Origin of the sequence: Streptomyces sp. NPDC059443, assembly GCF_042750105.1 — a bacterium.
In the GTDB taxonomy this organism is placed as follows: domain Bacteria; phylum Actinomycetota; class Actinomycetes; order Streptomycetales; family Streptomycetaceae; genus Streptomyces.
Window position 1 is genome coordinate 1 of the sequence record NZ_JBHYVM010000003.1, and the last position, 23173, is coordinate 23173.

Here is a 23173-nt window from a genome sequence, read left to right on the forward strand (position 1 = left end):
GACCGGCATCTACGACCTCAGGCCCCTCAACAAGGTCCTCAAGGCCGCCGGCAAGCCCGAAGTCTCCGACGCCGGCCTCGGCGCCAAGTAACCCCGTAGTTCGGCCAACCACCCGGGAGGGTGCGGACCAGGGCGGCCACGCCCGGGCTCCGCACCCTCCCGGGGCGTTTCGCGCTACTGCCCGGCCGCGCTCTCCTCCAGGTGGGCGAGCGCCGTGACGGCGTCCTCGGCGAAGAAGACCAGGTCGGCCAGGGGGACGGGCAGGAAGCCCTCCTCCTCCATCCGCTGGAACTGCGCTTTGAGTCCGTCGTAGAACCCCGCCGTGTTGAGGAGCACCACCGGCTTCTTGGTCTTCCCGTGCTTCTTGAGCTCCAGGATCTCGGTCGCCTCGTCCAGCGTTCCGGTCCCGCCCACCAGGATCGCGACGGCGTCGGCCTTGGCCAGGAGCAGTGCCTTGCGTTCGGCGAGGTCGCGGGCGATGACCATTTCGTCGGCGTTCTTGCGGGCACTGGCCGCCAGGAAGTCCACGGAGACGCCCACGAGTCGGCCACCCGCCGCCTGGACACCGTCCGCGACGACCTTCATCAAGCCGCTCTCGGAGCCGCCCCACACCAGGGTGTGACCCCCCTTCCCGAGGAGTTCGGCGAACTCCCGGGCGGGGCGGGTGTAGCGCTCGTCGAGGTCGGCGGCGGAGAGGAAGACGCAAATGTTCATACGCCAACAGTACGAGCGAGGACCGACGGGCCGCTCGCATCCCGGCGCCCTAGGATGGCGCGGGTCGTCACCGGCCACCCTTCACGCCACCACCAGCAGTTTCTGGAACGGGAGTTGAGACATGAGGCAGCAGCACTTACGGGTCCTGGTCGCGGTCGGGGTCCTCGCGCTGGGAACGGCCGGCACGGGGAGCGCGTACGCGAGCCCGGCCTCGCCCCGGGGCTGCCCGGCGGCGGAGATCTTCGCCACCGACAACACGGCGATCATCACGGACCCTGCGGACCCCCGGCTGCGGACCCGACTGAACCGCTTCGACCACGAGGTGCGCGACATCATCCGCACCCACGGCGCGAAGCCCGGTTCCTCGACCCTGCTGGACGGGGTCTTCTGGTCCGGGGAGCTGAAGCAGACCACGTACGAGCGTTCACGCGAGTTCGACGTCAACCGGGTCGGTCCCGAGGGTCTGCATCACATCGCCGACGTCATCCGCAAGCAGTACCACCAGGAATCGGTGCTGACGTTCCGCTGCCTGCCGCGGAGCTCGCCGGACACGGACGCCGTGGAGATCCAGGCCCCGGGAGTCAGCCCGACCCGCCTCCACGACGCCTTCCTCGCCGACCCCGAGGCCCGCGAACGCCTCGGCGGCGGCTCGGTCACCCTCGGGGGCCGGCTCGTCCTCATCGCCCCGCTCGCCGACCTCCCGCTCGCCCGGAAGCTCACGGCAGACCTGGGCGTCGACTGGAACACTGCGGAAGTGCGTTACGGGGACGAGGAGTTCGTGGGCTGACGGCACACGAAGGCCTCTCCCGCCGCGAGGTTCCGCGGCGGGAGAGGCCGAAGGGCGTCCGTCAGGTGCGGTACGCGTAGTAGACCGCGTCCGGGTAGGACGCGACGAGGCTCGCGAGCGACTTGCGGTACGTGTTGGTGGAGTGGTAAGTGACGTACGGCATTCCGGCGCCGCTGCGGTACGTCACGATCATCGAGTGGTCCTTCGACCCGTCCTTGTTGAAGTCCACCTGCACGATGTCCCCGACGTCCGCCTGGTAGACGTTGGCCAGGTTCGTGGCCCGCTCGTTCGAGAGGGTGAACCACGACCACTCGTTCGCACCGACCCACGAGTCGGTCTGCTGGGCGCCGTCGTACCACCAGTTCCGGTAGTCCGAGGTGGTGCCCGGGGCGTTCTTCCAGCCGCCCGCCTTCAGCGCCTGGCTGACGAAGTTGGTGCAGTCGCCCCCGGCGCCGTTGAACTTCCGGTACGCCGGGTTGTAGCTGCTCCAGTACTTCTCCGCGTACTTCGCCATGGCGGCGTAGTCGTACGCGCCGCCGGTCTTCACCTTGGGCTTCGACGGGGCGGGGTACTTGGTGGCTGCGGGCGTGCCCTGCGGGTACTGGTTGCCGTCGTCCTTCACGACGTTCGCCTTGGCCGCCAGGGGCTCGTTGACCGCGACGGGGCCGGTGTTCTGGGACTTGATCGAAGCCAGCTCCCAGGAGCCCGACTTCTTGGTGAGGGTGAGCTCGTACCGCGTCCCGATGTCGGTGGTCGCCGGCTCGTCCCCGCGCAGCTTCTTGTAGGTGAGCGTGGTCTGCTCGGTGACCTGGACGGTCGCCTTCCCGCCGGTGACCGTGGCACCGTCCACGACGACGTGGGTGTCGGCGCCCGTGTAGGCCTCGCCGAGTTCCGCCAGTCGCGTCTTGCGGGAGCGCAGCGACTGGAGAGCGGTGTCCTCGTCCTTCTTCAGCTGGGCCGACATCCGGGTCTTCGTGCCGGCCGGGCCGGAACCGTGGCGCACCGCCTGGCCCTCGACCAGCGCCTGGGTGCGCTGGGAGAGGACGTCGTCGGCTATGCCTGCGAAGGTGGCGGTGGTGGCACGGTCGGCCGGTTTGGGCCCGGTCACCGCGGTCGCGGAGTAGGCGAGCATGCTGCCCGACACCAGGGCCACGGTCAAGGCCGCGATGGCAGCGGGCCTGAACCTCTTGGGTATCACTGTGTTTTCCCCTTTGTCACCCGGTCCGCATAAACCGGGGGACGGAATCTTCGCACAACTAGGCGAACTTTTTTGTGGCATTCCATTTCCTCGCCGGCCGCCCGACGGGAGTCGTCTCGTGCGCCGGCTTCCTGCCTCCGCTTGCCACCGGGGACCCCTGGCCTGCGGCGGATGCCGGACACCGGCTGATCCGCCTCACAGCATGTACATCTAGGGTGGGCGGGAAGCACGGCAGAGGGGCATTCGGAGTGGGTGAGCAGGACTCGGCCCCAAAGGGGCGATCGCGGGGCAGGCGGGCTGCTCCGCAGGGCAGCAGCGGAGCCGTGTCGGGCCTCCTCCGGGGGAAGCCCGGGGCGCGCCGCCGCCCCCGCGCGGGGGCGCGCCGCCTCGCTGCCCTGGCACCGGCCGCCGCCCTGGCGCGCACGCAACTGCGGCGCCTGCGGCCCGCCTTTCCCCGGCCCGGCCGCAGCGGCTGGCGCCGGTGGATACCCTCCTGGCGCCAGTGGCTGGGCGCGTGCCTCTACGTGTTCATAGCCCTGGGGGGCTTCATCACGTTCGCGTACGCGACCACGGACGTACCCGAAGATCTTAACCATTTCGCCACGCAACAGGACAACGTCTACTACTGGGCCGACGGTTCCACGATGGCGCGGACGGGCTGGGTCAGCCGGCAGGAGATGCCGCTCGACAAGGTGCCCACGAAGGTGCAGGGCGCCGTACTCTCCGCCGAGAACGCGAGCTTCTACTCGGATCCCGGGGTCTCGCCCTCCGGCGTCCTGCGCGCCCTGCGCTCCACCGTGACGGGGGGCGAGACCCAGGGCGGGTCCACCATCACCCAGCAGTACGTGAAGAACGCCTATCTGAGCCAGGACCGCACCCTCTCCCGGAAGTTCACCGAACTCCTGCTCGCGGTGAAGCTGGACAACCAGAGGCCCAAGAAGCAGATCCTCCAGGACTACCTCAACACCAGCTGGTTCGGCCGCGGCACCTACGGCATCCAGCGCGCGTCCCAGGCGTACTACGGCAAGGACGTCTCGCAGCTCAACGCCAGCGAGGGCGCCTTCCTGGCCTCCCTCCTCAAGGGCGCCGGGCTCTACGACCCCACCATCAGCAAGGAGAACCACGACCGGGCCGTCGACCGGTGGGGCTGGATCCTGGACCGCATGGTCGCGACGGGCAACCTCTCGCGCGCCGAGCGCGCCACGTACACGACGTTCCCGGAGCCCACGGCCGCGTCCGTCCCCGGCACCGCGGGCCCGCAGGAGGGGTACCTGGTCGAACTGGCCAAGTCGTACGCGATCAAGGCCGGCCACATCCAGGACTCCGACTTCGACCTCGGCGGCTACCAGATCTACACGACCTTCGACAAGGCGCGTATGACGGCCCTGACGGATGCCGTGCAGGAGACGCAGAAGGACTTCGACGCCGATCGCCGTCCCAACACCGACAAGAACGTGAAGATCGGTGCGGCCAGCGTCGCCCCGGACGGCCGGCTGCTCGCCGTGTACGGGGGCCCCGACTACCGCAAGCAGGGCTTCAACGAGTCGAACGCGACCACGATTCCGGTGGGCACTGCGTTCACGCCGATCGTCTATGCCGCCGCGCTCGACGAAGGAGTGCTCCGCACCCGCGGCAAGGACCGTACGCCCGTCTCCCCCTCCAGCACGTACGACGGCAACGACCAGGTCACCGTGCAGACGCCCGAGGGCCCGTACTGGGACCGCAGCGGCAAGGTGGTGAAGGGCCGCAACGACGGTGGCCGCAGCTGGGGCCAGGTGACCTTGCGCCAGGCCGTCGCCGACTCCGTGAACACCCCCATGCTCCAGCTCGGCCTCGACGTGGGCCTCGACCGGGTGGACACCTTCGCCGAACGCGCGGGCCTGCTCGGACCGAGCCTCGGGCCACGGATCCCCACGTTCGCGCTCGGGGAGAACTCGACGCCCAGCGCGATCCGCATGGCCGGCGCCTACGAGACCTTCGCCAACGACGGCATGCACACCGATCCCTACTCGGTCCGCTCGGTCACCCGCAACGGCGCCGCCGTGCCGCTCGACGCTCCGAAGCCGGCCCGGGCCGTGACGGCCAAGGCCGCCCGCGCGGTGACGGACGCCCTGCGGGACGCCGTCACCCGCGGATCGGCGAAGACGGCGGGCAAGGCGCATCCCGGTACGGCGGGCAAGACGGGGACGACCGCCGCGAACACGGCGGGCTGGTTCGTGGCCAACACCGAGAGCGAGTCGACGGCCGTGGTGGTCTACCGGATGTCACTGACCGACCTGGTCCCGCTGCCGCTCACGGGGCTGGGCGGCGACGCCCCGGGCACGCCCGCCAGCGAGCGGGCGGTGAGCCTGTGGGCCGACTACATCAAGGCGGTGAAGTAGGCCGGAGGCACCGCCCCTCGGCGGCTCCGGCGGCCCGGCGCCCCGGCTCCATCGCGCCCGACTACTTGATCAGCGTGGTCCAGTCCGGCGCCTGTGCGGGGTCGAGCATCCGCAGCTGGGCCAGGACCTTCGGGTCCTGGGCGTCGAGCCAGTCCGCCAGCTCCTTGAACGACACGCAGCGGACGTCCTCGCGCGGGCAGACGTCCTTCATCACGTCCTCGACGGCCTTCATGTAGATGCCGCCGTTCCAGTCCTCGAAGTGGTTGCCGATGAACATCGGCGCCCGGCTTCCGTTGTAGACACGGTTGAAGCCGTTCATGTACGAGCCCCGGGTCTGCGCCCGCCACGCCGCGAACTTCGACGGGTCGCCCTGGGTGCTGTCGCCCGACTGGTTGTAGAGGAAGTTGAAGTCCATGGAGAGGACCTGGAGCTCTTTGCCCTGGAAAGGGACGAGCTGGAGTGGGAAGTTCCATATGTCCGCCTGCTTGGACGGCCACAGCTGGAAGTCCCCCGCGGAACTCGCGTCGTAGCGCCAGCCGTACGGCTTGATCGCGGTCAGGAGGTTCTTCTGACCCTCCAGGCAGGGCGCGCGGCCGCCGACCACTTCCCGGTCCGGGTCGAAGGGCAGGGGCGCCTCCTTGGTGAAACCGGTATTGGTCTTCCAGCCCTTCACGAACGCGTACGTCTGGTCTATCTCGCTCTTCCATTCGGCGGTGCTCCAGTCCCCGCCGCCCTTGGGCCCGCAGAAGTGCCCGTTGAAGTGCGAACCGATCTCGTCGCCGTCGGCCCAGGCGCCGCGCAGCTGCTCCAGCGTGGCCTTCACGTGCGGGACGGTCGGGTAGGAGATGGCGGCCGAGCCCTGGCTGTGCTGGGGCGGGCTGTAGAGCATCCGCTGGTTCTCCGGCAGCAGGTAGATGCCCGTGAGGAAGAAGGTCATGTGGGCCTTGTTCTCCTGGGCCACCTGGCGGAAGTGCGAGAAGAGGTGGTCGTCGCCCTCCAGCGCGCCGTCCCAGGAGAAGACCACGAACTGCGGCGGCTTCTCGCCGGGCTTGAGCCGCTCGGGCTTGAGCTGTCCCGGCTGTGGCCCGGTGTAGGAGGTGGAGCCGTCCCCCAGCACCTTGACCTTGCCGTCCCACGCCTCCTCGGAGCCCTTCGCGGCGGCGGCCTCGCCGGCCGCACCGCCCGGGGCCGCGAGCTTCGCGTCGCGCTCGGCGGCCCCCGAGGAGCCGCCCACCGTGAACGCGTACGCGGCCGTGGCGGCTCCGCCCAGGGCGATCACGGCCATGCCTATGCCCAGGCGCCTGCGGTTCTGGGCCCGCCTGCGTACTTTGCGGGTGCTCCGGGACTCCTCCCGGGCGCCTGAAGCGGCGTCGGCGCTGGTACTGGTGTCGGCGTCGGTGTCGGCCATCGCAGTCATTCCCCCTGATCACCGCAGCAGGGCCGCGCGTGGATGGTTCATACGAATATAGGACTCGCCGCCAATCCTCCCGCACCCCGCATCCCCCTCACACGCCCCTTCACAGTCAACCCACAGGCCTAGTGCACCCGCTTCGGCTGCGCGGGTCCCCAGTCGGGTGCGCCGGCCTCACGGACGGTGCCGTTCGCGTCCAGGATCAGATAGCGGTCGAAGCCGTGCGCGAACCAGCGGTCGTGGGTCACCGCCAGTACGGTGCCCTCGTAGAGGTCGAGCGCCTCCTGGAGCGACTCCGCGCTGTGCAGGTCGAGGTTGTCGGTGGGTTCGTCCAGCAGGAGCAGGGTCGAACCCTGGAGTTCGAGCAGGAGGATCTGGAACCGGGCTTGCTGGCCGCCGGAGAGGGAGTCGAAGACCTGGTCGGCCTGGCCGTGGAGCTCGTACCGACGCAGCGCCGATACCGCGGCACCGCGGGGCCGGCCCTCGCGGTCGCCGTCGCCGCGTCCCAGTACCTCGACGAGCGTGCGGCCGGTGAGGTCGGGGCGGGCGTGGGTCTGCGCGAACCAGCCCGGACGCACCCGGGCCCCGAGCCGGGCGGTGCCGGAGTGGGCCACGGGGCTGCCGTGCCGATCCTGTTCGTGGAAATCGCCGTCGCCCCCGCCGGCCGCCAGCAGCCGCAGCAGGTGGGATTTCCCCGTGCCGTTCGCGCCGAGCACCGCGACCCGTTCCCCGAAGAAGACTTCGAGGTCGAAGGGTTTGGTCAGGCCGATGAGCTCCAGGCCTTCGCAGCGCACGGCTCGCATCCCGGTGCGGCTGCCCTGGAGGCGCATCCGCACGTTCTGCTTCACCGGACGTTCGGGGGGCGGCCCGTCCGCCTCGAAGCGGGCCAGGCGCGTCTGCATCGCGTGGTACTTGCCCGCCATGGCTTCCGAGATCTTGGCCTGCTGCTGGAGCGTGCGGACGAGGTCCTTCAGCCGCTGGTGCTCCTCCGACCAGCGGCGATGCAGCTCGTCCAGCCGTTCGAGGCGTCCCGCGCGGGCCTCCTGGTAGTTCCGGAAGCCCCCGCCGTGCACCCAGACGCCACCGGCTTCCAGGGTGAGGATGCGGGTGGCCGTGGCCGCCAGTAGCTCGCGGTCGTGGCTGACGTAGAGCACGGTCTTGCGGGAGGCCGCCATGAGCTGTTCGAGGTACCGCTTCCCGGGTACGTCCAGGTAGTTGTCCGGCTCGTCCAGGAGCAGGACCTCGGCGTCGCTGCGGAAGAGCGCCTCCAGAACGACGCGCTTCTGCTCGCCGCCCGAGAGGGTGCTCACGTCGCGGTACTTCGCCACGTCGAAGGGGAGCCCGAGCGCGGCGCCCGTGACCACGTCCCATTCGACCTCGGCCTCGTATCCGCCCAGCTCGCCCCAGTCCGCGAGAGCGCTCGCGTACCGCATCTGCACGGACTCCGAGTCACTGCTCATCATGGCCAGTTCGGCTTCCTCGACCGCGGCGAAAGCCTTGCGCAGGGCCGGCCGTGCCAGCGATACGAGGAGCTGCTGCACGGTGGTCTCGTCGCGCAGCGAGCCGATGAACTGGGGCATGACCCCCAGGCCGCCGACGACGCGTACCCCGCCGGCCGTCGCGGGCAGTTCACCTGCCGCCAGCCTCAACAGGGTCGTCTTACCCGTCCCGTTGGCACCGATGAGGGCGACCTTGTCGCCGTCTCCCACGCGGAAGGAGGTGTGATGGAAGAGGACCCGGCCGTCGGGCAACCGGTACTCAAGCCCGGAGGCCTCGATGAATCCCATGATCGGCACACCTTTCCTCGCGGTATCGCCAGGCAGGGTACGCCGCCGAATCCACGACCGGCGAGGCAATTACCCCTGCCGGACATCAAGCGGTTCAAACACACCCGATCCGGCCACCGCCCACGGCAACGCGACCGCCTTCCAGGTCAACTTCCCACCCTTTGAGCAAGGTCGCCCCGTATCCAGGATGAGCGGCGATACTCACCCCATGGACTCCATCTACCGCAGCGCGGAGGGCCGGGAGCTCATCCGCCGCTGGTGCACCGGCCGGCTGGACGCGTGGCCGGTACCGCACGAGCGGACGACGGTGACCGCCAACGGAGCACGGACCCACGTGGTCACCGCCGGATCCGGCCCGGTCACGGTCGTCTTCGTCGCGGGGACGAATTTCAACGCCTCCGCGTCCCTGCCCTTGGCCACGGCGTTGGTCGAGGCCGGACACCGGCTGGTCCTGCCGGACGTCCCGGGCCAGCCGGGTCTGAGTTGCGAGGAGCGCGGGCTCTCCGGAGGCCGCCTTTCCTGGTACGGCGCCTGGCTGAGCGAAGTCCTCGACGTCGTGGCGACCACCGGGCCCGTGGTGGTGATCGGCCACTCCTTCGGCGCCGCCATCGCGCTGTCCAGTCCGTCCCCGCTCATCGAGCGGCTCGTACTCGTGTCCCCCGGCGGGCTGGGCCGGCTGCGCCTGGCCCCCGGGCTGCTCGCCGCTTCCGCCGCCTGGTTCATCCGGCCCACCCCTGCGCGCAGCGCCCGGCTCCTACGGGCCATGCTCGCGCCCGGACACCAGCCCCGCCCGGATCTGGTCGAGTGGATGACCCTGGTCGCGCGCCACTCCCGTTCGAGCGGTGCCCCCGGCACGGCGGAGCTCCCACCGCGAACGGTGCCACGGCTCGTCGCCACGGGCACCCACGACACCTTTCTGCCACCGCGACGGCTCCACCCGGTGGTCCACGCGATGCTCGACACCGAGCTTCGCGTCATTCCCGACGCCGGTCACCTCGTGGTCGAGGAAGACCCCGCCCTGGTGGCGGCCCTCGTATGAACCGGCGCACGGAGCCGCATTGGTGCTGCGCGGAGTTCACGCGTCGTACGTCACGCGGCGCGGTCGGTGCTGTCTCAGCCGCCCTGCCGAGTACGCGGCGGATGCTGGGCCCGTGTGCTCAGAACCAGGCCGAGGAGCAGACCCACGACGCCCGGCATGGCGACGGCGAACCGGTAGTGGGAGTCGACCGTCAGGAGGCCTACCAGCTGGACACCGAGTGCGACGGCGACGAGCAGCTGGGCCCAGCCGAACAGGCGCGGGCGGACTATGTGCCGGCGCTGCCAGGGCAGCATCCAGCCACGGGTGAGCACCGCGACACCGGAAGCGGCGAGCAACAGCGCCACCGCTCCGATGAGCACCGAGATGTAGAGGCCAAACCTCATGCCGACCCTCCCCTTTCCATGGGATGGATCATGCCAGGCGGTCCGCCTCAGCCACCGGCGGGGGCGGGGCCGGGAGCCCCGATGGTGAGGGTGGCCGGGGTGGCGCAGCAGCCGCTGCCCGGCTCCTCGGCGGCTTCCGGCTGGTCGAAGAGACCCGCGCCGCCGCAGACTCCGGTCTCGGGAAGGGTCAGTTCCACGCGTTCGGCGGCTTCCCGGTCACCGGCGAGGGCGGCGGCGATGGAGCGGACCTGCTCGTAGCCGGTCATCGCGAGGAAGGTCGGCGCGCGGCCGTAGGACTTCATGCCGGCGAGGTAGACGTCCGTTTCCGGGTGGGAGAGTTCGGCCGCGCCGTGCGGGTAGACGGTTCCGCAGGAGTGCTGGTTGGGGTCGATCAGCGGGGCCAGCCGGGTCGGGGCCTGGAGGCGCTCGTCGAGGCCGAGGCGCAGCTCGTCCAGGAACGAGAGGTCGGGGCGGAAGCCGGTGAGGACGATGGCCTCGTCCACCGGGTCCAGGCGACGGCCGTCCTCACCGACGAGTACCAGGCGGCCGTTCCCGTCGCGGTCGATGGCGTCCGTGCGGAAGCCGGTGACCGCGTCGGCGTACCCGCCGTCGACCGCAGCCTTGGCCGCGAGGCCGAGGGCGCCGCGGGCGGGCAGCTGGTCGGCGGTGCCGCCACCGAAGGTGGAGCCGCTGATCCCGCGCCGGAGGATCCAGGTCGCGTGCGTCCCCGTACCGTCCTCTTCGCTCTTGGCGAGGTCGGCGAGGTGGGCCAGAGCGGTGAAGGCGGAGGCGCCGGAGCCGATGACGGCGGTGCGCTTGCCCGCGTACCGGGCCCGTACGGCCGGGTCCTTCAGGTCGGGGATGCGGTACGTGATGCGGTCGACCGCGCTCTTCTCGCCGAGGGCGTGCAGGCCGCTGGCGCCGGCCGGGCCGGGGGTGGACCAGGTGCCGGAGGCGTCGATGACGGCGCGGGCGAAGATCCGCTCCTCGCGCCCTTCGGGGCTGGCGAGGTGGACGACGAAGGGCTGGTTCTCGCGGTCGGCGTCGACGATGCGGTCGCGACCGGCGCGGGAGACGCCGGTGACGGTCGCGTTGTAGCGGACGCGGTCGCCGAGGATGTCGGCCAGGGGCTGGAGGTAGAGCTCGGCCCAGTCGCCACCGGACGGGTAGGTGGCTCCGTCCGGCTTGACCCAGCCGGTGGGGGCGAGGAGCTTTTCGGCGGCGGGGTCGGTGACCTCCGACCAGGTGGAGAAGAGGCGTACGTGCGACCAGTCGCGTACGGCTGACGCGGCGGCCGGTCCGGCCTCCAGGACCAGGGGCTCGATGTCCCGCTCGACGAGGTGGGCAGCCGCGGCGAGTCCGATCGGGCCGGCGCCGATCACGACGACGGGCTGGGTCTCGGTGGATGCGTTCACGGCGGGCTCCCGGTTGATTTGACGTTTGTCGATGTCCTGACGCCTCCAGGGTGGACTTTGTATCGATGTTCGTCAACATAGACATCCGTCGAATTTCCCCGGATGATGGGGGCATGACTACGAAGGTGTTGCCGCTGCTGGAGCCGGAGGCCGTGGCGGCATGCTGCCCGCCCCTGACCGAGCGCCCACTGACCGCCGAGGAGGCCGAACGGACCGCCGTCATGTTCAAGGCGCTGGGCGACCCGGTGCGCCTGCGGCTGTTCTCGGCCGTCGCCTCCCACGAGGGCGGCGAGGCGTGCGTCTGCGACATCTCCGATGTCGGCGTCTCCCAGCCGACGGTCTCCCACCACCTGAAGAAGCTCAAGGACGCCGGTCTGCTCTCCTCCGAGCGGCGCGGCACCTGGGTGTACTACCGGGTGGAGCCCGCCGTGCTCGCCGCCATGGGCGCTCTCCTGACGCGGGGCGGCGGGGCATGAGCCTCCGTATCGAGCCCCTGACCCGGGCGCACGCGGACGAGGTCCTGGCGATCTACCAAACCGGGATCGACGAGGGCAACGCCACCTTCGAGACCGAGGCCCCCAGCTGGGCCGAGTTCGACGCCACCAAGCTCGCAGGGCACCGTTTCGCCGCCATCGGCCCCGACGGGCAGGTCCTCGGCTGGGTCGCCGCCTCGAAGGTCTCCGACCGTGCCGCGTACGCGGGCGTCGTCGAGCACTCCCTCTACGTCCACCCCGCCTCCCGGGGCCGCGGTGTCGCCCGAGCCCTGCTGGACGCACTGATCGCCTCCACGGAGGCGGCCGGCATCTGGACGATCCAGTCCGGTGTCTTCCCCGAGAACACCCCGAGCCTCGCCCTCCACCAGCGGGCCGGCTTCCGGGTCATCGGCACCCGCGAACGCATCGGCCGCCACCGCGGCGTGTGGCGTGACGTCGTACTGCTCGAACGCCGCAGCCCGAGGGTCGGCTGAGGAACGCGGGACCGGGTCAGGCCGCGGGCGCCCCGGAGTCCGTCGTGCCGCGCATGAAGATGACCGCCACCAGGGCCAGGCCCACCACCGCGCCCACGAGCTGCACGCCGACGAACGCCGGGACCGAGGCCGGGGCGATGCCCGCGAACGTGTCCGTGAAGGCGCGGCCGATGGTGACGGCCGGGTTGGCGAAGGAGGTGGAGGAGGTGAACCAGTACGCGGCGCCGATGTACGAGGCCACCGCGACGGGCGCGAAGCGCAGGCGGTCGGTGCGGGCCAGGCCGAAGATCAGCAGGATCAGGCCGGCGGTGGCGACGACCTCGCCGAGCAGGAGGTTCCCGGCCGAGCGGTCGTGGGTCGCCCATTTCACCAGGGGTTCACCGAACATCGCATCGGCCAGGATCGCGCCCGCGATGGCGCCGGCGATCTGGGCGGGTACGTAGGCGGCCAGTTCGCGGGCGGTGACTCCGCCGCCGGTGCGGCGGGTGGTCCACCACTCGGCGAGGCTGACCACCGGGTTGAAGTGGGCTCCGGAGACCGGGCCGAGGAGGGCGATGAGGACGCCGAGTCCGAAGACCGTGGCGGTGGAGTTGGCCAGCAGTTGCAGCGCGACGTCCTGGGTCAGCTTCGTCGCCTGGATGCCGGACCCGACGACGATCGCGACGAGCCCGGCCGTTCCGACGAGTTCGGCGGCGGCGCGGGCCACCAGCGGACTGGCGGGCGGGTTCGCGCCGGGCGCGGGCGGGGGCGCGTCGGAGGGTATCGCGGTGACCGCCGCGGGTGCGGCGGCGACGGGCTCGGTGACGGACAACGGTTCTCCTCGGGCAGGTGAGGGGGAATCCAAGCGGGCTACGGGCAGGACCGCTTGATGTTCGCTTCGGAAGTGGCGCGCGCGGCCTGCGCGAGGCCGGCGAACTGGCCGGCGACGGCCTCGATGACTTCCGGGCGGAGTCTGTAGTAGATGAAGCGGCCGCACGGTTCCGTCTCCACGACCCCGGCCTCTCTGAGCACCTTCAGATGGTTGGAGAGGTTCGTTTGCTTGGCACCGGTCTCCTCCACGAGGTGCGTGGTGCACAGCGTCTCCTTGGCCAGGAGGGTCACGATCTGGAGCCTGAGCGGGTCGGCCAGAACCCGGAGCAGATCAGTGTCGACTGACGTCATCATGGACTGATACTGTCACATCACTCGGGGCTGATACCAGTCCGGGCTGAGTCATTGGATTGAAGGAAGAGACGATGTCCTCCACCCCGCTCGCATCCGTGCTGTTCGTCTGCATCCACAACGCGGGCCGCTCCCAGATGGCGGCCGGGTTCCTGCGCCACCTCGCCGGTGACCGCGTGGAGGTCCGCTCCGCCGGCTCGGTCCCCGGTGACCAGGTCAACCCCTCGGCCGTCGCCGCCATGGCAGAGCTGGGCATCGACATCTCCGACCAGAAGCCGAAGATCCTCACCCCCGAGGCCGCCCAGGCCTCCGACTACATCATCACCATGGGCTGCGGCGACGCCTGCCCGTACTTCCCCGGCAAGACCTACCTCGACTGGCAGCTCGAAGACCCGGCAGGTCAGGGTGTGGAGGCCGTCCGCCCCATCCGCGACGAGATCAAGGGCCTCGTCGAAGGCCTGATCGCCGAGATCGACGCCGAGAAGCAGGCCTGATCAGTCGGCCCGGGGAACGGCGGCGATCACCGCGCCGTCCGGCACTCGCTCGGCGAGACCGACGACCACCGGGTCCGCGGCCGAGCTGCCCCGGAGCTCGGCCGCAGGATGCAGCGGGAGTTCCGGGCCGTCCAGCTGTAGGAGGTCCCAGAAGTCGTCGGCGTACGGTTGGACACCCTCCTCGAAGCCCGTCTCGTCGACCAGTTCCTCCGCCGTCCCGATGAGCCGGTCGAGCCAGTGCGGCAGCGAGTCGGCCTCCACGAAGAGTCCGCCCTCGCGGTACTGCATCAGCACCTGCCCCCACCGGCCGTCGGCCTCGATGTCGACCCAGGTGACGCCGCCACCGCCGTCGTCGGTGACCAGCCAGTGGGGGTGCGGGAGGCCGTGGTCGCGAGCCCGGCGGAGGTGGCCGGTCAGCACGAACTCCACCGGCGGCACCGCGAAGCCGCCCAGTGCGCCGAGCAGTTCGCGAGCCGCGGTCGGCACCGGAACGGGCCAGCGGTCGAACTCGGCGGCCGTCGCGCCGGGTTGTACCGCGAGGTCGAACGGGACACGGGCGTCCAGCGCCCGCAGCCGCTCCACGAAGGCGTCACCGGAGATCATCCGACCACGCTACCGGACCGGCTCCCACCCGGCGGAGCCGATGCGCGCGACCCGTACGGCCGAAGCCTCCAGCCGCACGCACCGGCCCCGCCCATGTCCGCCGGCTCCGAAGGCCCTACGGAGAACTGCGCGGCGGCGCGGTGAGTGTCACAGCTTGCGGCACAGCAGGGCGTCCGGGGTCTTGCCCTTGGCCCACGCCCCGGTGAAGGCGATGCCCGCGGCGTACTCGTCCGTCGCGCACTGGCCCTTGTAGTTGCCGGACGCGAACTCTCCCCCGGGGCCTGCGGCCGGGCGGTTGTCGCCCCGGTCGAACCAGACGGTGCGGCCGGCCGTCCCGAGGGTCCGGCCCGCCCGGGCGCACAGGATCGCGGAGACCGCCTGGCCGCGCAGGCTGTAGCCGGTCATGAACTGGCCGGGCCCGCACTGGTACTTGGTGTAGCCGCCCGCCCAGTCACCCTGCTGTACGTAGCGTTCGTCGCTCACGACGGTCGGCGCCGGAACGGCGGACGCGAGTCCGGCGGCTCCGGCATCGGTGCACAGCCCGCGCCCGTCACGGTGTGACAGACCGGTGAGGCGCTGTCCGTCGGGGCAGGCGCCCTTGCGGGCTCCCGCGTCCCAGTCCCCGAGCGCCCTCGCCTGAAGCGACTGCACCGCGTCGGCGTGGTCGAGGTTGAGCATGTCCCAGGTGTCGGAGACCGCGATCTGGCCGCTCTTCTGGGGCGAGTTCACCAGCCGGTTCCAGTTGGCGGCACGCCAGTCGCCACCGTCCAGGATGCCGGAACGGCGGCCCGAACCGTCGAAGTTGAGGATGGACCAGCTGCCGTGTCCGGCCCAACCGACCAGGGGCCAGTAGGCGAAATCGGTGTCGTTGGCGATGAGATAGTCCACGAAATTGCCGAACCAGGCTCGCGCCTGCGGGTTCGTCTCGTCGCTTCCGATGCCGAACTCGCTGATCCACAGGGGTGCGGTGAAGTGCGTGCCGGTTTCGGAGGTGACGTAGAAGGCCTGGCGCTGAAGGGTCGCGAACAGGTCCTCGCGGGAGAGTTCCTGGTAACGCGGATCGTGCGTCTCGCCCATACCGGTCGCACCGGTGTGGTTCGGACCGGTGTAGCCGTAGAAGTGCGCCGAGTACACCAGCTTGTTCGAGGCGACCAGGGTGTGCGAGAGGGTGCGTACCGGTTCGAGGGTGGGACGCCAGTGGGACAGCCCGTCGGCCGGGATGCCCTGCCAGTTGATCCCTTCTACGATCACCAGCAGATCGGGGTTGGCCTCGGTGAGCAGCCGGTCGCCGAGGTGCTGGGACGCGGCCCACCAGTCGTGGCCGTCGCCCCAGTTCCAGTTGGCGTCGTCGGTGACGGTGCGGCGGACCTCGTTGTAGAGGTCGGCGCCGACCACGCGCTTGTTGTCCTTGTAGCGGCGGGCGAGGCCGATCCAGTCGTCCTCCCACTGCGCGGTGGACTGGCTGGTGTTCCAGCGTTCGTTGCCGTCCAGACCGCAGCAGAAGCGCGAGGTGTTGGTGTGGTTGTTGAGCACCACCGCGAAGCCCTCGGCGGTGGTGGCGGCGATGACGGCGTCGAAGACCTGGAGCGGGGTCTTGCCGCGCAGTTGCGGGTTGGCAGCGACCGAGGCGTCGGAGACCGGGCGCTGGTCGTGGAGCATCTCGTTCGAGAACGGCAGCCGGATGCTGTTGATGCCGAGCTCGTGGAATCCGTCGAGGATCCGCGGGATCGGCGCGCGGTCCAGGCCGAGCGGCATCTCGTCGGACTTCTCACCGTCGTGGTGGCTGGCCGGGTCGTTGATGTCACCCGAGCCGCTCCAAGACCCCTGGGCGCCGTGCCAGTTGGCGGACTTGAGCTTGAAGCGGTTGCCCTCCGCGTCGACTATGTAGCGGCCCCGCGTGCTGAGGGGCCCGCGCCAGGAGTCGGACAGGGCGGCGGCGGGCGTTCCGGCCGCCGCGGGAGTCGCGCTCGTCGCGGACGCGGAAGCGGACGCGGAAGCGACGGCTGCCGGGGAGGCGCCGAGCGCTCCGAGCAGGAGCGCCGCGCCGAGTACCGCTGGTAGTAGGGGTCTTCTCACTGTGTCCTCCGAGGGGGCCTGGGATCGGACGTGCGCGGTCGAAGCTGGTGCGGTCGTGGGGGCGGTCAGCTGCTGTCGCCGCCGAGGACGGCGACGCCCCGCGGTGCGAGGGTCACGTGGCGGACCAGGGGCCTCTTGGCGTCGAGGAGGTAGCGGCGGCCGGCCGGGAGCGTCACCTCGCGCGTGTCCTCGGCGTGGTTGAGCAGGATGAGGACGTCGTGATCCGCACCGTGCCGGACCGTCGCCTGGATTCCGGCGGGCAGGCCGGGCAGGACGGGGGCGACCCCCGCGTCGGCGAGCGCGCGGTCGACGACGGCGCGCATCGTGAGGGGGTCGGGGCGGGTCGCCAGGTAGCGGGCCGTTCCCGCGCCGTGGGTGTGCACCGTGGCCGCCGGGCGGTCGTCGTCCCAGTCGGGTCCGGCGAAGAACAGTTCGGGGCGGGCGCCGGCGAGCTTCACGTCCTCGCGCCACAGCGAGGCCGGCGCGGGGGCGGCGGCGAGCCCCGGGGCCCAGGCGTCTCCTTCCGGAGCCCGGAGATGAACAGGCTCTCCGGCAGCGGCCGGCCAGAACTCCTCGACCCGTACGCCCAGTACGTCGCCCAGCGGGGCCGGATACCCGCCCACGTGCACCCGGTCGTGCTCGTCGACGATCCCCGTGAAGAACGACGCGAGGAGGGATCCCCCGTCCGCCACGAAGGCCCGTATCCGCTCCGCGTTCCCGGCCGACAGCAGGTAATGGCTGGGCAGCACCAGCAGCTTGTACGGCGAGAGGTCCGCGGAGGGGTGGACGACATCGATGCCGACGCCCGCTTCGAACAGGGGGGTGTAGTGGTCGAGGACGCGGTCGAGGCAGCGCACACCGTCCGAGGGGTGCGAATCGAGCTCCAGAGCCCACCAGTTGTCCCAGTCGAAGACGATCGCGACCTCGTTGCGGACCCGTGTGCCGGCCAGCTCGGGCACCAGGGCCAGTTCCCGGCCCAGTTCGCGCACCTCGGCGTGCACCCGGGTCTCGGAGCCGGCGTGCGGGACCATGCCGGAGTGGAACTTCTCGGCGCCGCCCCGGGACTGCCTCCACTGGAAGTACATGACGGCGTCCGCGCCCTGCGCGACGGCCTGCCAGCTCCACAGGCGCATCCGGCCGGGAGCCTTGCCGCCGTTGCGGGCCCGCCAGTTGACGGCGGACGGGGCCTGCTCGGTCAGCAGCCACGGCTTCCCCCCGCCGGCGCAGCGCAGGAGGTCGTACGAGAGTGCCGCGCCGATGTGCGCCGCCTCCCCGTGCGGGTCCGGGTAGCTGTCGAGGGCGAGGACGTCCATCTCGGGCGCCCAGGCGTGGACGTCGACCGCCTTGTGTCCGGCGAGGAAGTTCGTGGTCACCGGGATGCCGGGGGTGAGGCGGCGCAGCACGTCGCGTTCGAGGGTGAAGCACGTGCGCAGGGCGTCGCTGCTGAACCGCTTGAAGTCGAGCTGCTGGGAGGGGTTGGGGTAGGTGGGTGCGGTGCGCGGGGGCAGGACCTGCTCGAAGGATGCGTAGCGCTGCGACCAGAAGTCCGTGGACCAGGCCTCGTTGAGGGCCTCGACATGGCCGTACCGGGCCCTCAGCCAGTTCCGGAAGTCGGCGGCGGAGGTGTCGCAGAAGCATTCGGCGACGTGGATTCCGTACTCGTTGCCCACGTGCCACAGGCCCAGCGCCGGGTGGTCGCGGTAGTGCGTGGCGACGGCTTCGACCAGACGGACGGCTCGGTCGCGGAAGACCGGGCTGGAGGGGCAGAAGTGCTGGCGGCCGCCCGGGGACAGGATGCCTCCGGAGGCGGTGACCGGCAGGATCTCGGGGTGCTCGACGGCGAGCCAGGGAGGCGGCGAGGCGGTCATGGTCGCCAGGTCGGCGGTGATGCCGTGGGCGGCCAATTCGTCCATGACGGTGTCGAAGAAGCCGAAGTCGTAGGCGTCGCGCGCGGGTTCGACGCGGGCCCAGGCGAAGATGCCCAGGTTGACGAGGTTGACGCCCGCCTCGTTCATCAGGCGCAGGTCTTCGGCGCGGGTGGCCTCGTCCCACTGCTCGGGGTTGTAGTCGCCGCCGAATCCGAGGCCGCCCAGTCGCGCGCCCAGGCCTTGGGCACGGTCTCGTGCCGGAGAGTTCATCTTCCTTACCCCTTCAGGTACTTCGGGAGGCATTGCGTCACGTACGCCGCGGCGGCGCCGTGCTGTCCCGCTCCACCAGGACCGGCATGACCGACACGACGGAGGAGTCCGCCGACGGAGCGCCTTCGATCTGGCTGAGGAGCCGGTCCACGCAGGCCGCACCGACCCGGGAGAGGTCCTGGTCGACGGTGGTCAGCGGCGGGAGGAAGTAGCCGGATTCGGCGATGTTGTCGAACCCGACCACGCTCACGTCCTCGGGAACCGAGCGCCCCGCGTCGCGCAGTGCCCGTACCAGCCCGAGCGCCATCTGATCGTTGGCGGCGAACACCGCGGTGACCTCCGGCCGGCCGGCGAGTTCCCGGCCCGCCCGGTAGCCGCTCTCGGCGCTCCAGTCGCCGTGGACGACCGGCGGGACCGGAGCGCCCGCCGCCATGACCACCCGCTGCCACGCTTCGGCGCGGCGGCGCGCGGGGTGGGAGTCCTGCGGGCCGGCCAGGTGCCAGACCGTGGGATGGCCCAGCCCCAGCAGGTGCTTCACGGCGATCTCCGCACCGGCCGCGTGGTCGGTGTGGACGCCGGGGTAGCGGTGGTCGTCGCCGCCGTCCACGACCACGACCGGTAGCCCGAAGGGGAGCATCAGCGAACCGGTCAGGATCTGCGCCTCGTTGACGATGACCCCGTCGACCGCGTGGCCGCTCAGCCGCCGGAAGGCGTCGAGCACCGCCTCCTGGGTCTGTGCCTGCGGTACGACGACGTTGACCGAGTACTCCGTCGACTGCACGGCGGAGACGATCGACTCCAAGGTGCGTGCGTTTCCGTGCGCCTTGAGGTCGAAGCTGATGACGCCGATCATCCGGAACTTGCCCGTGGCCAGCGCCCGGGCGGCCGTGTTCGGGCGGTACCCGAGCATGCGTACGGCGCGGACGACCCGGTCGCGGGTCGCGTCGTCGACCCGGGCGGTCCCGTTGACCACCCGGGAGACGGTCTGCGCCGAGACCCCCGCCATGGCCGCGACGTCCGCCATCGACGCGGGCCTGGCGCGATCCACCGCCGGGGAACGGGGCCTGCGCGGCCGCTGCCCGTCCTTCGCCATGGTGCAGCTCCTCTCGCAGGGTGATGCCCAGGCGTCCTCTTACGTCCTCCTGGAGCTCATCATGTTTGCGCGAACATGCCGCATTGGTCAACAGTCCACTCCGCGGATTCGAGCCGGACGGCAAACCCTCCTCCGCCGGCTGACCCTCCCAGAACCCTTCCATTGCATGACAATTGACGGCCCGCCAGAGAAGTCGGTCGAAACTCTTGACACTCACTGACAGCTCTCGACACACTTCCGAACCGCGCCACCATGTTGGCGCTAACATGCATCGGAGGTCCTGCCCGTGAGAAAACGCGGCGCTGTTCGGCGCAACCTCACCGCCCACGCGTTCCTGCTGCCGTTCCTCTGCGTCTTCGCCATCGGGGTCCTCGCCCCGCTGATCTACTCGGTCGACCTGAGCCTCTATCAGGAGCGCATGATCGGCGGGAGGGTCTTCACCGGGCTGGACAACTACACCAAGGCGTTCAAGGACAACCTGTTCCATGCCGGCCTCGGCCGCGTCGCCCTCTTCTTCGCGATCCAGGTGCCGCTCATGCTCGGCCTCGCCCTCGTCGCCGCCCTCGCGATCGACAGCGGGCGGCTGCGCGCCCCGGGCCTGTTCCGCATCGGCCTCTTCGTCCCCTACGCGGTTCCCGGTGTGGTCGCGGCACTGATGTGGGGCTACCTGTACGGAGACCGCTTCGGCCTGGCCGGCGAGATCGGCGACCTCCTGCACACCAAATTGCCCGACCTGCTCTCCGAGGGCTGGATGCTCGCGTCGATCGGCAACATCGTCACGTGGTCGTACGTCGGCTACAACATGCTGATCTTCTACGCGGCCCTGCGGTCCGTCCCCGAGGAGCTGTACGAGGCGGCCGAGGTCGACGGCGCCGGGGCCTTCCGCAAGGCGTTCAGCATCAAGCTGCCGGCCCTGCGCCCGGCCCTGCTGATGGCCACCACCTTCTCGGTGATCGGCAGCTTCCAGCTCTTCAACGAGCCGAGCGTGCTCCAGTCCCTGGCGCCCGCCGCCGTCACCACGAACTACACGCCCAACATGTACGCCTACAGCCTCGCCTTCGACGGGCGCCAGTTCAACTACTCGGCCGCCGTCGCGGTCCTGCTCGGCCTGGTCACCGTGGTCGTCGCGTACGCGGTCCAGCGCGCAACCGTCCGAAGGGAGCACCTCCTGTGACCACCACCACCCGCCGCCGTCCGGGCACGTCCACCCCGTTGACCGTGGCGATGGGCCTGATGCTCGCGTACACCCTGATCCCCCTGCTCTGGCTGGCGATCAGCGCGACGAAGTCCAACCAGACCCTCTTCGACTCGCCCGGCCTGTGGTTCGGGGACGGCTTCCACCTGTTCGACAACGTCCGGGACGTCTTCACCTACGACGGCGGGATCTACCTGCGCTGGTTCGGCAACACCCTGCTCTACTCGGTGGCCGGAGCGGGCGGCGCCTCGGTCTTCGCGACGATGGGCGGGTACGCCCTGGCCAAGTTCGAGTTCGCCGGCCGGCGGGTGCTGTCCGCCCTGGTCATCGGCGCGATCTCGATCCCGGCGTCCGCGCTCGCGGTCCCGACGTACCTGCTGTTCAGCGACCTGGGCATCGTCAACACGCCGTGGGCGGTCCTGCTGCCCTCCCTCGCCAGCCCCTTCGGCCTCTACCTGATGCGGGTGTACGCGACCGAGGCCGTGCCGGACGCGATGCTGGAGGCCGCGCGCATCGACGGCGCCGGTGAGTTCCGGATCTTCCTCACCATCTCGACGCGCCTGCTGGCTCCCGGCTTCGTCACCGTGCTGCTGTTCACCCTCGTCGCCACCTGGAACAACTACTTCCTGCCGCTGATCGTGCTCAACGACCCGAAGCTGTTCCCCCTCACGGTGGGCCTGCGCCAGTGGGACTCGCTCGCACAGGGCGGCGCCGGAGCCGGAGCCATACCCATCCTCCCCCTGGTGATCACCGGCAGCCTCCTGGCGATCGTCCCGCTGATCCTCGCGTTCCTCTTCCTCCAGCGGTTCTGGCAGTCAGGGCTGGCCGCCGGCGGCGTCAAGCAGTAGCCCACCCCGCTCCCCCCCTGCCCCTCGAAAGGATCCGAAATGAGCAGATCCCTGCCTTCCCCGGCTCTCACCCGCACCCTCACCGCGGCCGGCGCCGCCGCGCTCTCCCTCGTCCTCACCGCCTGTGGCGGAGGCTCCGGAGCCTCCGACGGCGGACAGAAGGCCGATGCCGCGAGCGTGGCGGCGGCACTGGACAAGCCCGCCGAGATCACCTTCTGGACCTGGGTCCCGAACATCGAGAAGACCGTCGCGCTGTTCGAGAAGAAGTACCCCAAGGTCAAGGTCCACATCGTCAACGCGGGCCGTTCCAAGGACGAGTACACCAAGCTGACCACCACGCTCAAGGCCGGTACGGGCGCCCCCGACGTCGCGCAGATCGAGTACTTCGCCCTCCCCCAGTTCGCGATCTCCAAGTCCCTCGTCAATCTCGCCGACTACGGCGCGGCCGACCTGAAGGACAAGTTCGCCGACTCGGCCTGGTCCCAGGTCAGCCTCGCCGGCGGGATCTACGGCATACCCCAGGACACCGGCCCGATGGCGATGTTCTACCGCAAGGACATCCTCGACCGGTTCGGTGCCACGCCTCCGCGGACCTGGGAGGAGTACGGCGCCCTGGCCAAGAAGATCCACGACGCCGATCCGGACGTCCGCCTCACCTACGTCGACCCCGGCGACGCGGGCACGTCCAACAGCCTGATCTGGGACTTCGGCGGCAAGCCGTACACCGTCAACGGCGCCACCGACGTCACCGTCGACCTCAAGGACGACCCCGGCGCCAAGGCCTACGCCGACACCTGGGGCCCGATGATCGAGAACAAGCTGGTCGACTCCACAGCGAGCTGGAACGACGAGTGGTGGAAGTCGATGGCCTCCGGGAAGTACGCGACCTGGCTGGCCGGCGCCTGGGCGCCCGCGGTGCTGGAGCAGAACATCCCGCAGAGCAAGGGGCAGTGGTCGGTCGCCCCCATGCCGGGCGGTGTCAGCGCGGAGAACGGCGGCTCTTCCGTCGCGGTCACCACGCAGTCGAAGAACAAGGAGGCCTCGGTCGCCTTCGCCCAGTGGCTCGACTCCGACCCGGAGGCGGTCAAGTCGCTCAACTCCGAGGTCGGCCTGTTCCCGGCGACCAAGGTGCTGCTCGAAGACCCCGGCTTCCGTGGCGCCGAGGTGCCCTTCTTCCCCGGCAGCAAGCCGAACGAGGTCTTCGCCGACATGTCGAAGGCGGTGCGGCCGGGCTGGCAGTACCTGCCGTTCCAGGTGTACGCGAACAGCGTCTTCAAGGACTCCGTCGGCCAGGCCCTGCAGCCCGGCGGCAACCTGCCGGGCGCGCTGGCCACTTGGCAGGACCGGCTGAAGGTGTACGGCAAGGAACAGGGCTTCACCGTCAAGTAGGCGCGCGCGTACGTTTCGACCACCGGCGGGGGGGGGGGGGGGCCGCCCCCCCCCCGCGCGCCCCCCCCCCCCCCCCCCCCGCCCCCCCCCGGCC

21 protein-coding genes are annotated in these 23173 nt (G+C 70.5%); 9 read left to right on the forward strand and 12 right to left on the reverse strand.

What is annotated here, in order from left to right; all coding sequences use genetic code 11:
• Positions 1-174 precede the first annotated feature (174 nt).
• On the reverse strand, positions 175-714 hold the full coding sequence (locus ACFXDJ_RS03300; protein WP_384664087.1) for a TIGR00730 family Rossman fold protein: 540 nt from the start codon (positions 712-714) through the stop codon (positions 175-177).
• A 121-nt stretch (positions 715-835) separates the two neighbouring features.
• Here ACFXDJ_RS03300 and ACFXDJ_RS03305 point away from each other — a divergent pair, with 121 nt between their 5' ends.
• Entirely contained in the window at positions 836-1501 is a 666-nt protein-coding gene (locus tag ACFXDJ_RS03305; protein ID WP_384664088.1) for a hypothetical protein, read from the forward strand.
• A gap of 61 nt (positions 1502-1562) precedes the next feature.
• Here the strand turns inward: ACFXDJ_RS03305 and ACFXDJ_RS03310 are convergent, their stop codons facing one another.
• The gene (locus ACFXDJ_RS03310; RefSeq protein WP_384847763.1) at positions 1563-2654 is read right to left on the reverse strand and encodes an amidase domain-containing protein; all 1092 of its coding nucleotides are present in this window, start codon (positions 2652-2654) and stop codon (positions 1563-1565) included.
• Positions 2655-3022: 368 nt separating this feature from the next.
• Here ACFXDJ_RS03310 and ACFXDJ_RS03315 point away from each other — a divergent pair, with 368 nt between their 5' ends.
• On the forward strand, positions 3023-5080 hold the full coding sequence (locus ACFXDJ_RS03315; protein ID WP_384658947.1) for a transglycosylase domain-containing protein: 2058 nt from the start codon (positions 3023-3025) through the stop codon (positions 5078-5080).
• A gap of 61 nt (positions 5081-5141) precedes the next feature.
• Here the strand turns inward: ACFXDJ_RS03315 and ACFXDJ_RS03320 are convergent, their stop codons facing one another.
• Together ACFXDJ_RS03320 and ACFXDJ_RS03325 are read right to left on the reverse strand one after the other, a co-directional pair.
• A complete protein-coding gene (locus ACFXDJ_RS03320) occupies positions 5142-6365 on the reverse strand; it encodes a hypothetical protein (RefSeq protein WP_384658976.1) in 1224 nt (407 codons plus the stop codon).
• A gap of 251 nt (positions 6366-6616) precedes the next feature.
• Positions 6617-8278, reverse strand: a complete 1662-nt coding sequence (locus tag ACFXDJ_RS03325; protein WP_384658949.1) for an ABC-F family ATP-binding cassette domain-containing protein — start codon at positions 8276-8278, stop codon at positions 6617-6619.
• A 208-nt stretch (positions 8279-8486) separates the two neighbouring features.
• Here ACFXDJ_RS03325 and ACFXDJ_RS03330 point away from each other — a divergent pair, with 208 nt between their 5' ends.
• Complete coding sequence (locus ACFXDJ_RS03330; RefSeq protein ID WP_384658952.1) at positions 8487-9317, forward strand: alpha/beta fold hydrolase; 831 nt, start codon at positions 8487-8489, stop codon at positions 9315-9317.
• A 74-nt stretch (positions 9318-9391) separates the two neighbouring features.
• Here the strand turns inward: ACFXDJ_RS03330 and ACFXDJ_RS03335 are convergent, their stop codons facing one another.
• Together ACFXDJ_RS03335 and ACFXDJ_RS03340 are read right to left on the reverse strand one after the other, a co-directional pair.
• Positions 9392-9700: a hypothetical protein gene (locus ACFXDJ_RS03335; protein ID WP_384658954.1), complete on the reverse strand. Its 309-nt coding sequence runs from the start codon at positions 9698-9700 to the stop codon at positions 9392-9394.
• A 47-nt stretch (positions 9701-9747) separates the two neighbouring features.
• Positions 9748-11115: an NAD(P)-binding domain-containing protein gene (locus ACFXDJ_RS03340; protein ID WP_384658957.1), complete on the reverse strand. Its 1368-nt coding sequence runs from the start codon at positions 11113-11115 to the stop codon at positions 9748-9750.
• 113 nt (positions 11116-11228) lie between these two features.
• On the opposite strand from ACFXDJ_RS03340, the gene ACFXDJ_RS03345 reads away from it, so the two are divergent.
• Both ACFXDJ_RS03345 and ACFXDJ_RS03350 read left to right on the forward strand, forming a co-directional pair.
• Complete coding sequence (locus ACFXDJ_RS03345; protein ID WP_384658959.1) at positions 11229-11591, forward strand: ArsR/SmtB family transcription factor; 363 nt, start codon at positions 11229-11231, stop codon at positions 11589-11591.
• Positions 11588-12082, forward strand: a complete 495-nt coding sequence (locus tag ACFXDJ_RS03350) for a GNAT family N-acetyltransferase (RefSeq protein ID WP_384658962.1) — start codon at positions 11588-11590, stop codon at positions 12080-12082. Before ACFXDJ_RS03345 ends, ACFXDJ_RS03350 begins: the two co-directional genes overlap by 4 nt.
• A 16-nt stretch (positions 12083-12098) precedes the next feature.
• On the opposite strand, the gene ACFXDJ_RS03355 is transcribed toward ACFXDJ_RS03350, so the two are convergent.
• Together ACFXDJ_RS03355 and ACFXDJ_RS03360 are read right to left on the reverse strand one after the other, a co-directional pair.
• Positions 12099-12893: an aquaporin gene (locus ACFXDJ_RS03355; RefSeq protein WP_384658965.1), complete on the reverse strand. Its 795-nt coding sequence runs from the start codon at positions 12891-12893 to the stop codon at positions 12099-12101.
• A 38-nt stretch (positions 12894-12931) separates the two neighbouring features.
• Entirely contained in the window at positions 12932-13246 is a 315-nt protein-coding gene (locus ACFXDJ_RS03360; protein ID WP_384658967.1) for an ArsR/SmtB family transcription factor, read from the reverse strand.
• Between the two features lie 71 nt (positions 13247-13317).
• On the opposite strand from ACFXDJ_RS03360, the gene ACFXDJ_RS03365 reads away from it, so the two are divergent.
• On the forward strand, positions 13318-13737 hold the full coding sequence (locus ACFXDJ_RS03365) for an arsenate reductase ArsC (protein WP_384658969.1): 420 nt from the start codon (positions 13318-13320) through the stop codon (positions 13735-13737).
• On the opposite strand, the gene ACFXDJ_RS03370 is transcribed toward ACFXDJ_RS03365, so the two are convergent.
• The 4 genes from ACFXDJ_RS03370 to ACFXDJ_RS03385 form a co-directional block, all read right to left on the reverse strand.
• Positions 13738-14340, reverse strand: a complete 603-nt coding sequence (locus ACFXDJ_RS03370) for a hypothetical protein (protein WP_384658971.1) — start codon at positions 14338-14340, stop codon at positions 13738-13740.
• 147 nt (positions 14341-14487) lie between these two features.
• Entirely contained in the window at positions 14488-16416 is a 1929-nt protein-coding gene (locus ACFXDJ_RS03375; RefSeq protein ID WP_384847648.1) for a glycoside hydrolase family 5 protein, read from the reverse strand.
• A 65-nt stretch (positions 16417-16481) separates the two neighbouring features.
• Entirely contained in the window at positions 16482-18554 is a 2073-nt protein-coding gene (locus ACFXDJ_RS03380; RefSeq protein ID WP_384663059.1) for a beta-galactosidase, read from the reverse strand.
• A gap of 37 nt (positions 18555-18591) precedes the next feature.
• Entirely contained in the window at positions 18592-19578 is a 987-nt protein-coding gene (locus ACFXDJ_RS03385; protein WP_384663062.1) for a LacI family DNA-binding transcriptional regulator, read from the reverse strand.
• Between the two features lie 355 nt (positions 19579-19933).
• Between ACFXDJ_RS03385 and ACFXDJ_RS03390 the strand changes: the two genes are divergently transcribed.
• The 3 genes from ACFXDJ_RS03390 to ACFXDJ_RS03400 are packed head-to-tail and all read left to right on the forward strand — an operon-like array spanning position 19934 to position 23079.
• On the forward strand, positions 19934-20821 hold the full coding sequence (locus ACFXDJ_RS03390; protein ID WP_384663057.1) for a carbohydrate ABC transporter permease: 888 nt from the start codon (positions 19934-19936) through the stop codon (positions 20819-20821).
• Entirely contained in the window at positions 20818-21690 is an 873-nt protein-coding gene (locus ACFXDJ_RS03395) for a carbohydrate ABC transporter permease (protein ID WP_384663055.1), read from the forward strand. The genes ACFXDJ_RS03390 and ACFXDJ_RS03395 overlap by 4 nt, the downstream gene beginning before the upstream one ends.
• 39 nt (positions 21691-21729) lie before the next feature.
• On the forward strand, positions 21730-23079 hold the full coding sequence (locus ACFXDJ_RS03400) for an ABC transporter substrate-binding protein (protein ID WP_384847650.1): 1350 nt from the start codon (positions 21730-21732) through the stop codon (positions 23077-23079).
• The last annotated feature ends 94 nt before the right edge of the window (positions 23080-23173 follow it).

Bases quoted from the DNA above. Each gene is read 5' to 3' on its own strand.
- ACFXDJ_RS03380 (WP_384663059.1), bottom strand. From the start codon at position 18,554: ATGAACTCTCCGGCACGAGACCGTGCCCAAGGCCTGGGCGCGCGACTG.
- ACFXDJ_RS03330 (WP_384658952.1), top strand. From the start codon at position 8,487: ATGGACTCCATCTACCGCAGCGCGGAGGGCCGGGAGCTCATCCGCCGC.
- ACFXDJ_RS03370 (WP_384658971.1), bottom strand. From the start codon at position 14,340: ATGATCTCCGGTGACGCCTTCGTGGAGCGGCTGCGGGCGCTGGACGCC.
- ACFXDJ_RS03365 (WP_384658969.1), top strand. From the start codon at position 13,318: ATGTCCTCCACCCCGCTCGCATCCGTGCTGTTCGTCTGCATCCACAAC.
- ACFXDJ_RS03350 (WP_384658962.1), top strand. From the start codon at position 11,588: ATGAGCCTCCGTATCGAGCCCCTGACCCGGGCGCACGCGGACGAGGTC.
- ACFXDJ_RS03300 (WP_384664087.1), bottom strand. From the start codon at position 714: ATGAACATTTGCGTCTTCCTCTCCGCCGCCGACCTCGACGAGCGCTAC.
- ACFXDJ_RS03385 (WP_384663062.1), bottom strand. From the start codon at position 19,578: ATGGCGGACGTCGCGGCCATGGCGGGGGTCTCGGCGCAGACCGTCTCC.
- ACFXDJ_RS03305 (WP_384664088.1), top strand. From the start codon at position 836: ATGAGGCAGCAGCACTTACGGGTCCTGGTCGCGGTCGGGGTCCTCGCG.
- ACFXDJ_RS03325 (WP_384658949.1), bottom strand. From the start codon at position 8,278: ATGGGATTCATCGAGGCCTCCGGGCTTGAGTACCGGTTGCCCGACGGC.
- ACFXDJ_RS03320 (WP_384658976.1), bottom strand. From the start codon at position 6,365: ATGGCCGTGATCGCCCTGGGCGGAGCCGCCACGGCCGCGTACGCGTTC.
- ACFXDJ_RS03345 (WP_384658959.1), top strand. From the start codon at position 11,229: ATGACTACGAAGGTGTTGCCGCTGCTGGAGCCGGAGGCCGTGGCGGCA.
- ACFXDJ_RS03360 (WP_384658967.1), bottom strand. From the start codon at position 13,246: ATGATGACGTCAGTCGACACTGATCTGCTCCGGGTTCTGGCCGACCCG.
- ACFXDJ_RS03335 (WP_384658954.1), bottom strand. From the start codon at position 9,700: ATGAGGTTTGGCCTCTACATCTCGGTGCTCATCGGAGCGGTGGCGCTG.
- ACFXDJ_RS03400 (WP_384847650.1), top strand. From the start codon at position 21,730: ATGAGCAGATCCCTGCCTTCCCCGGCTCTCACCCGCACCCTCACCGCG.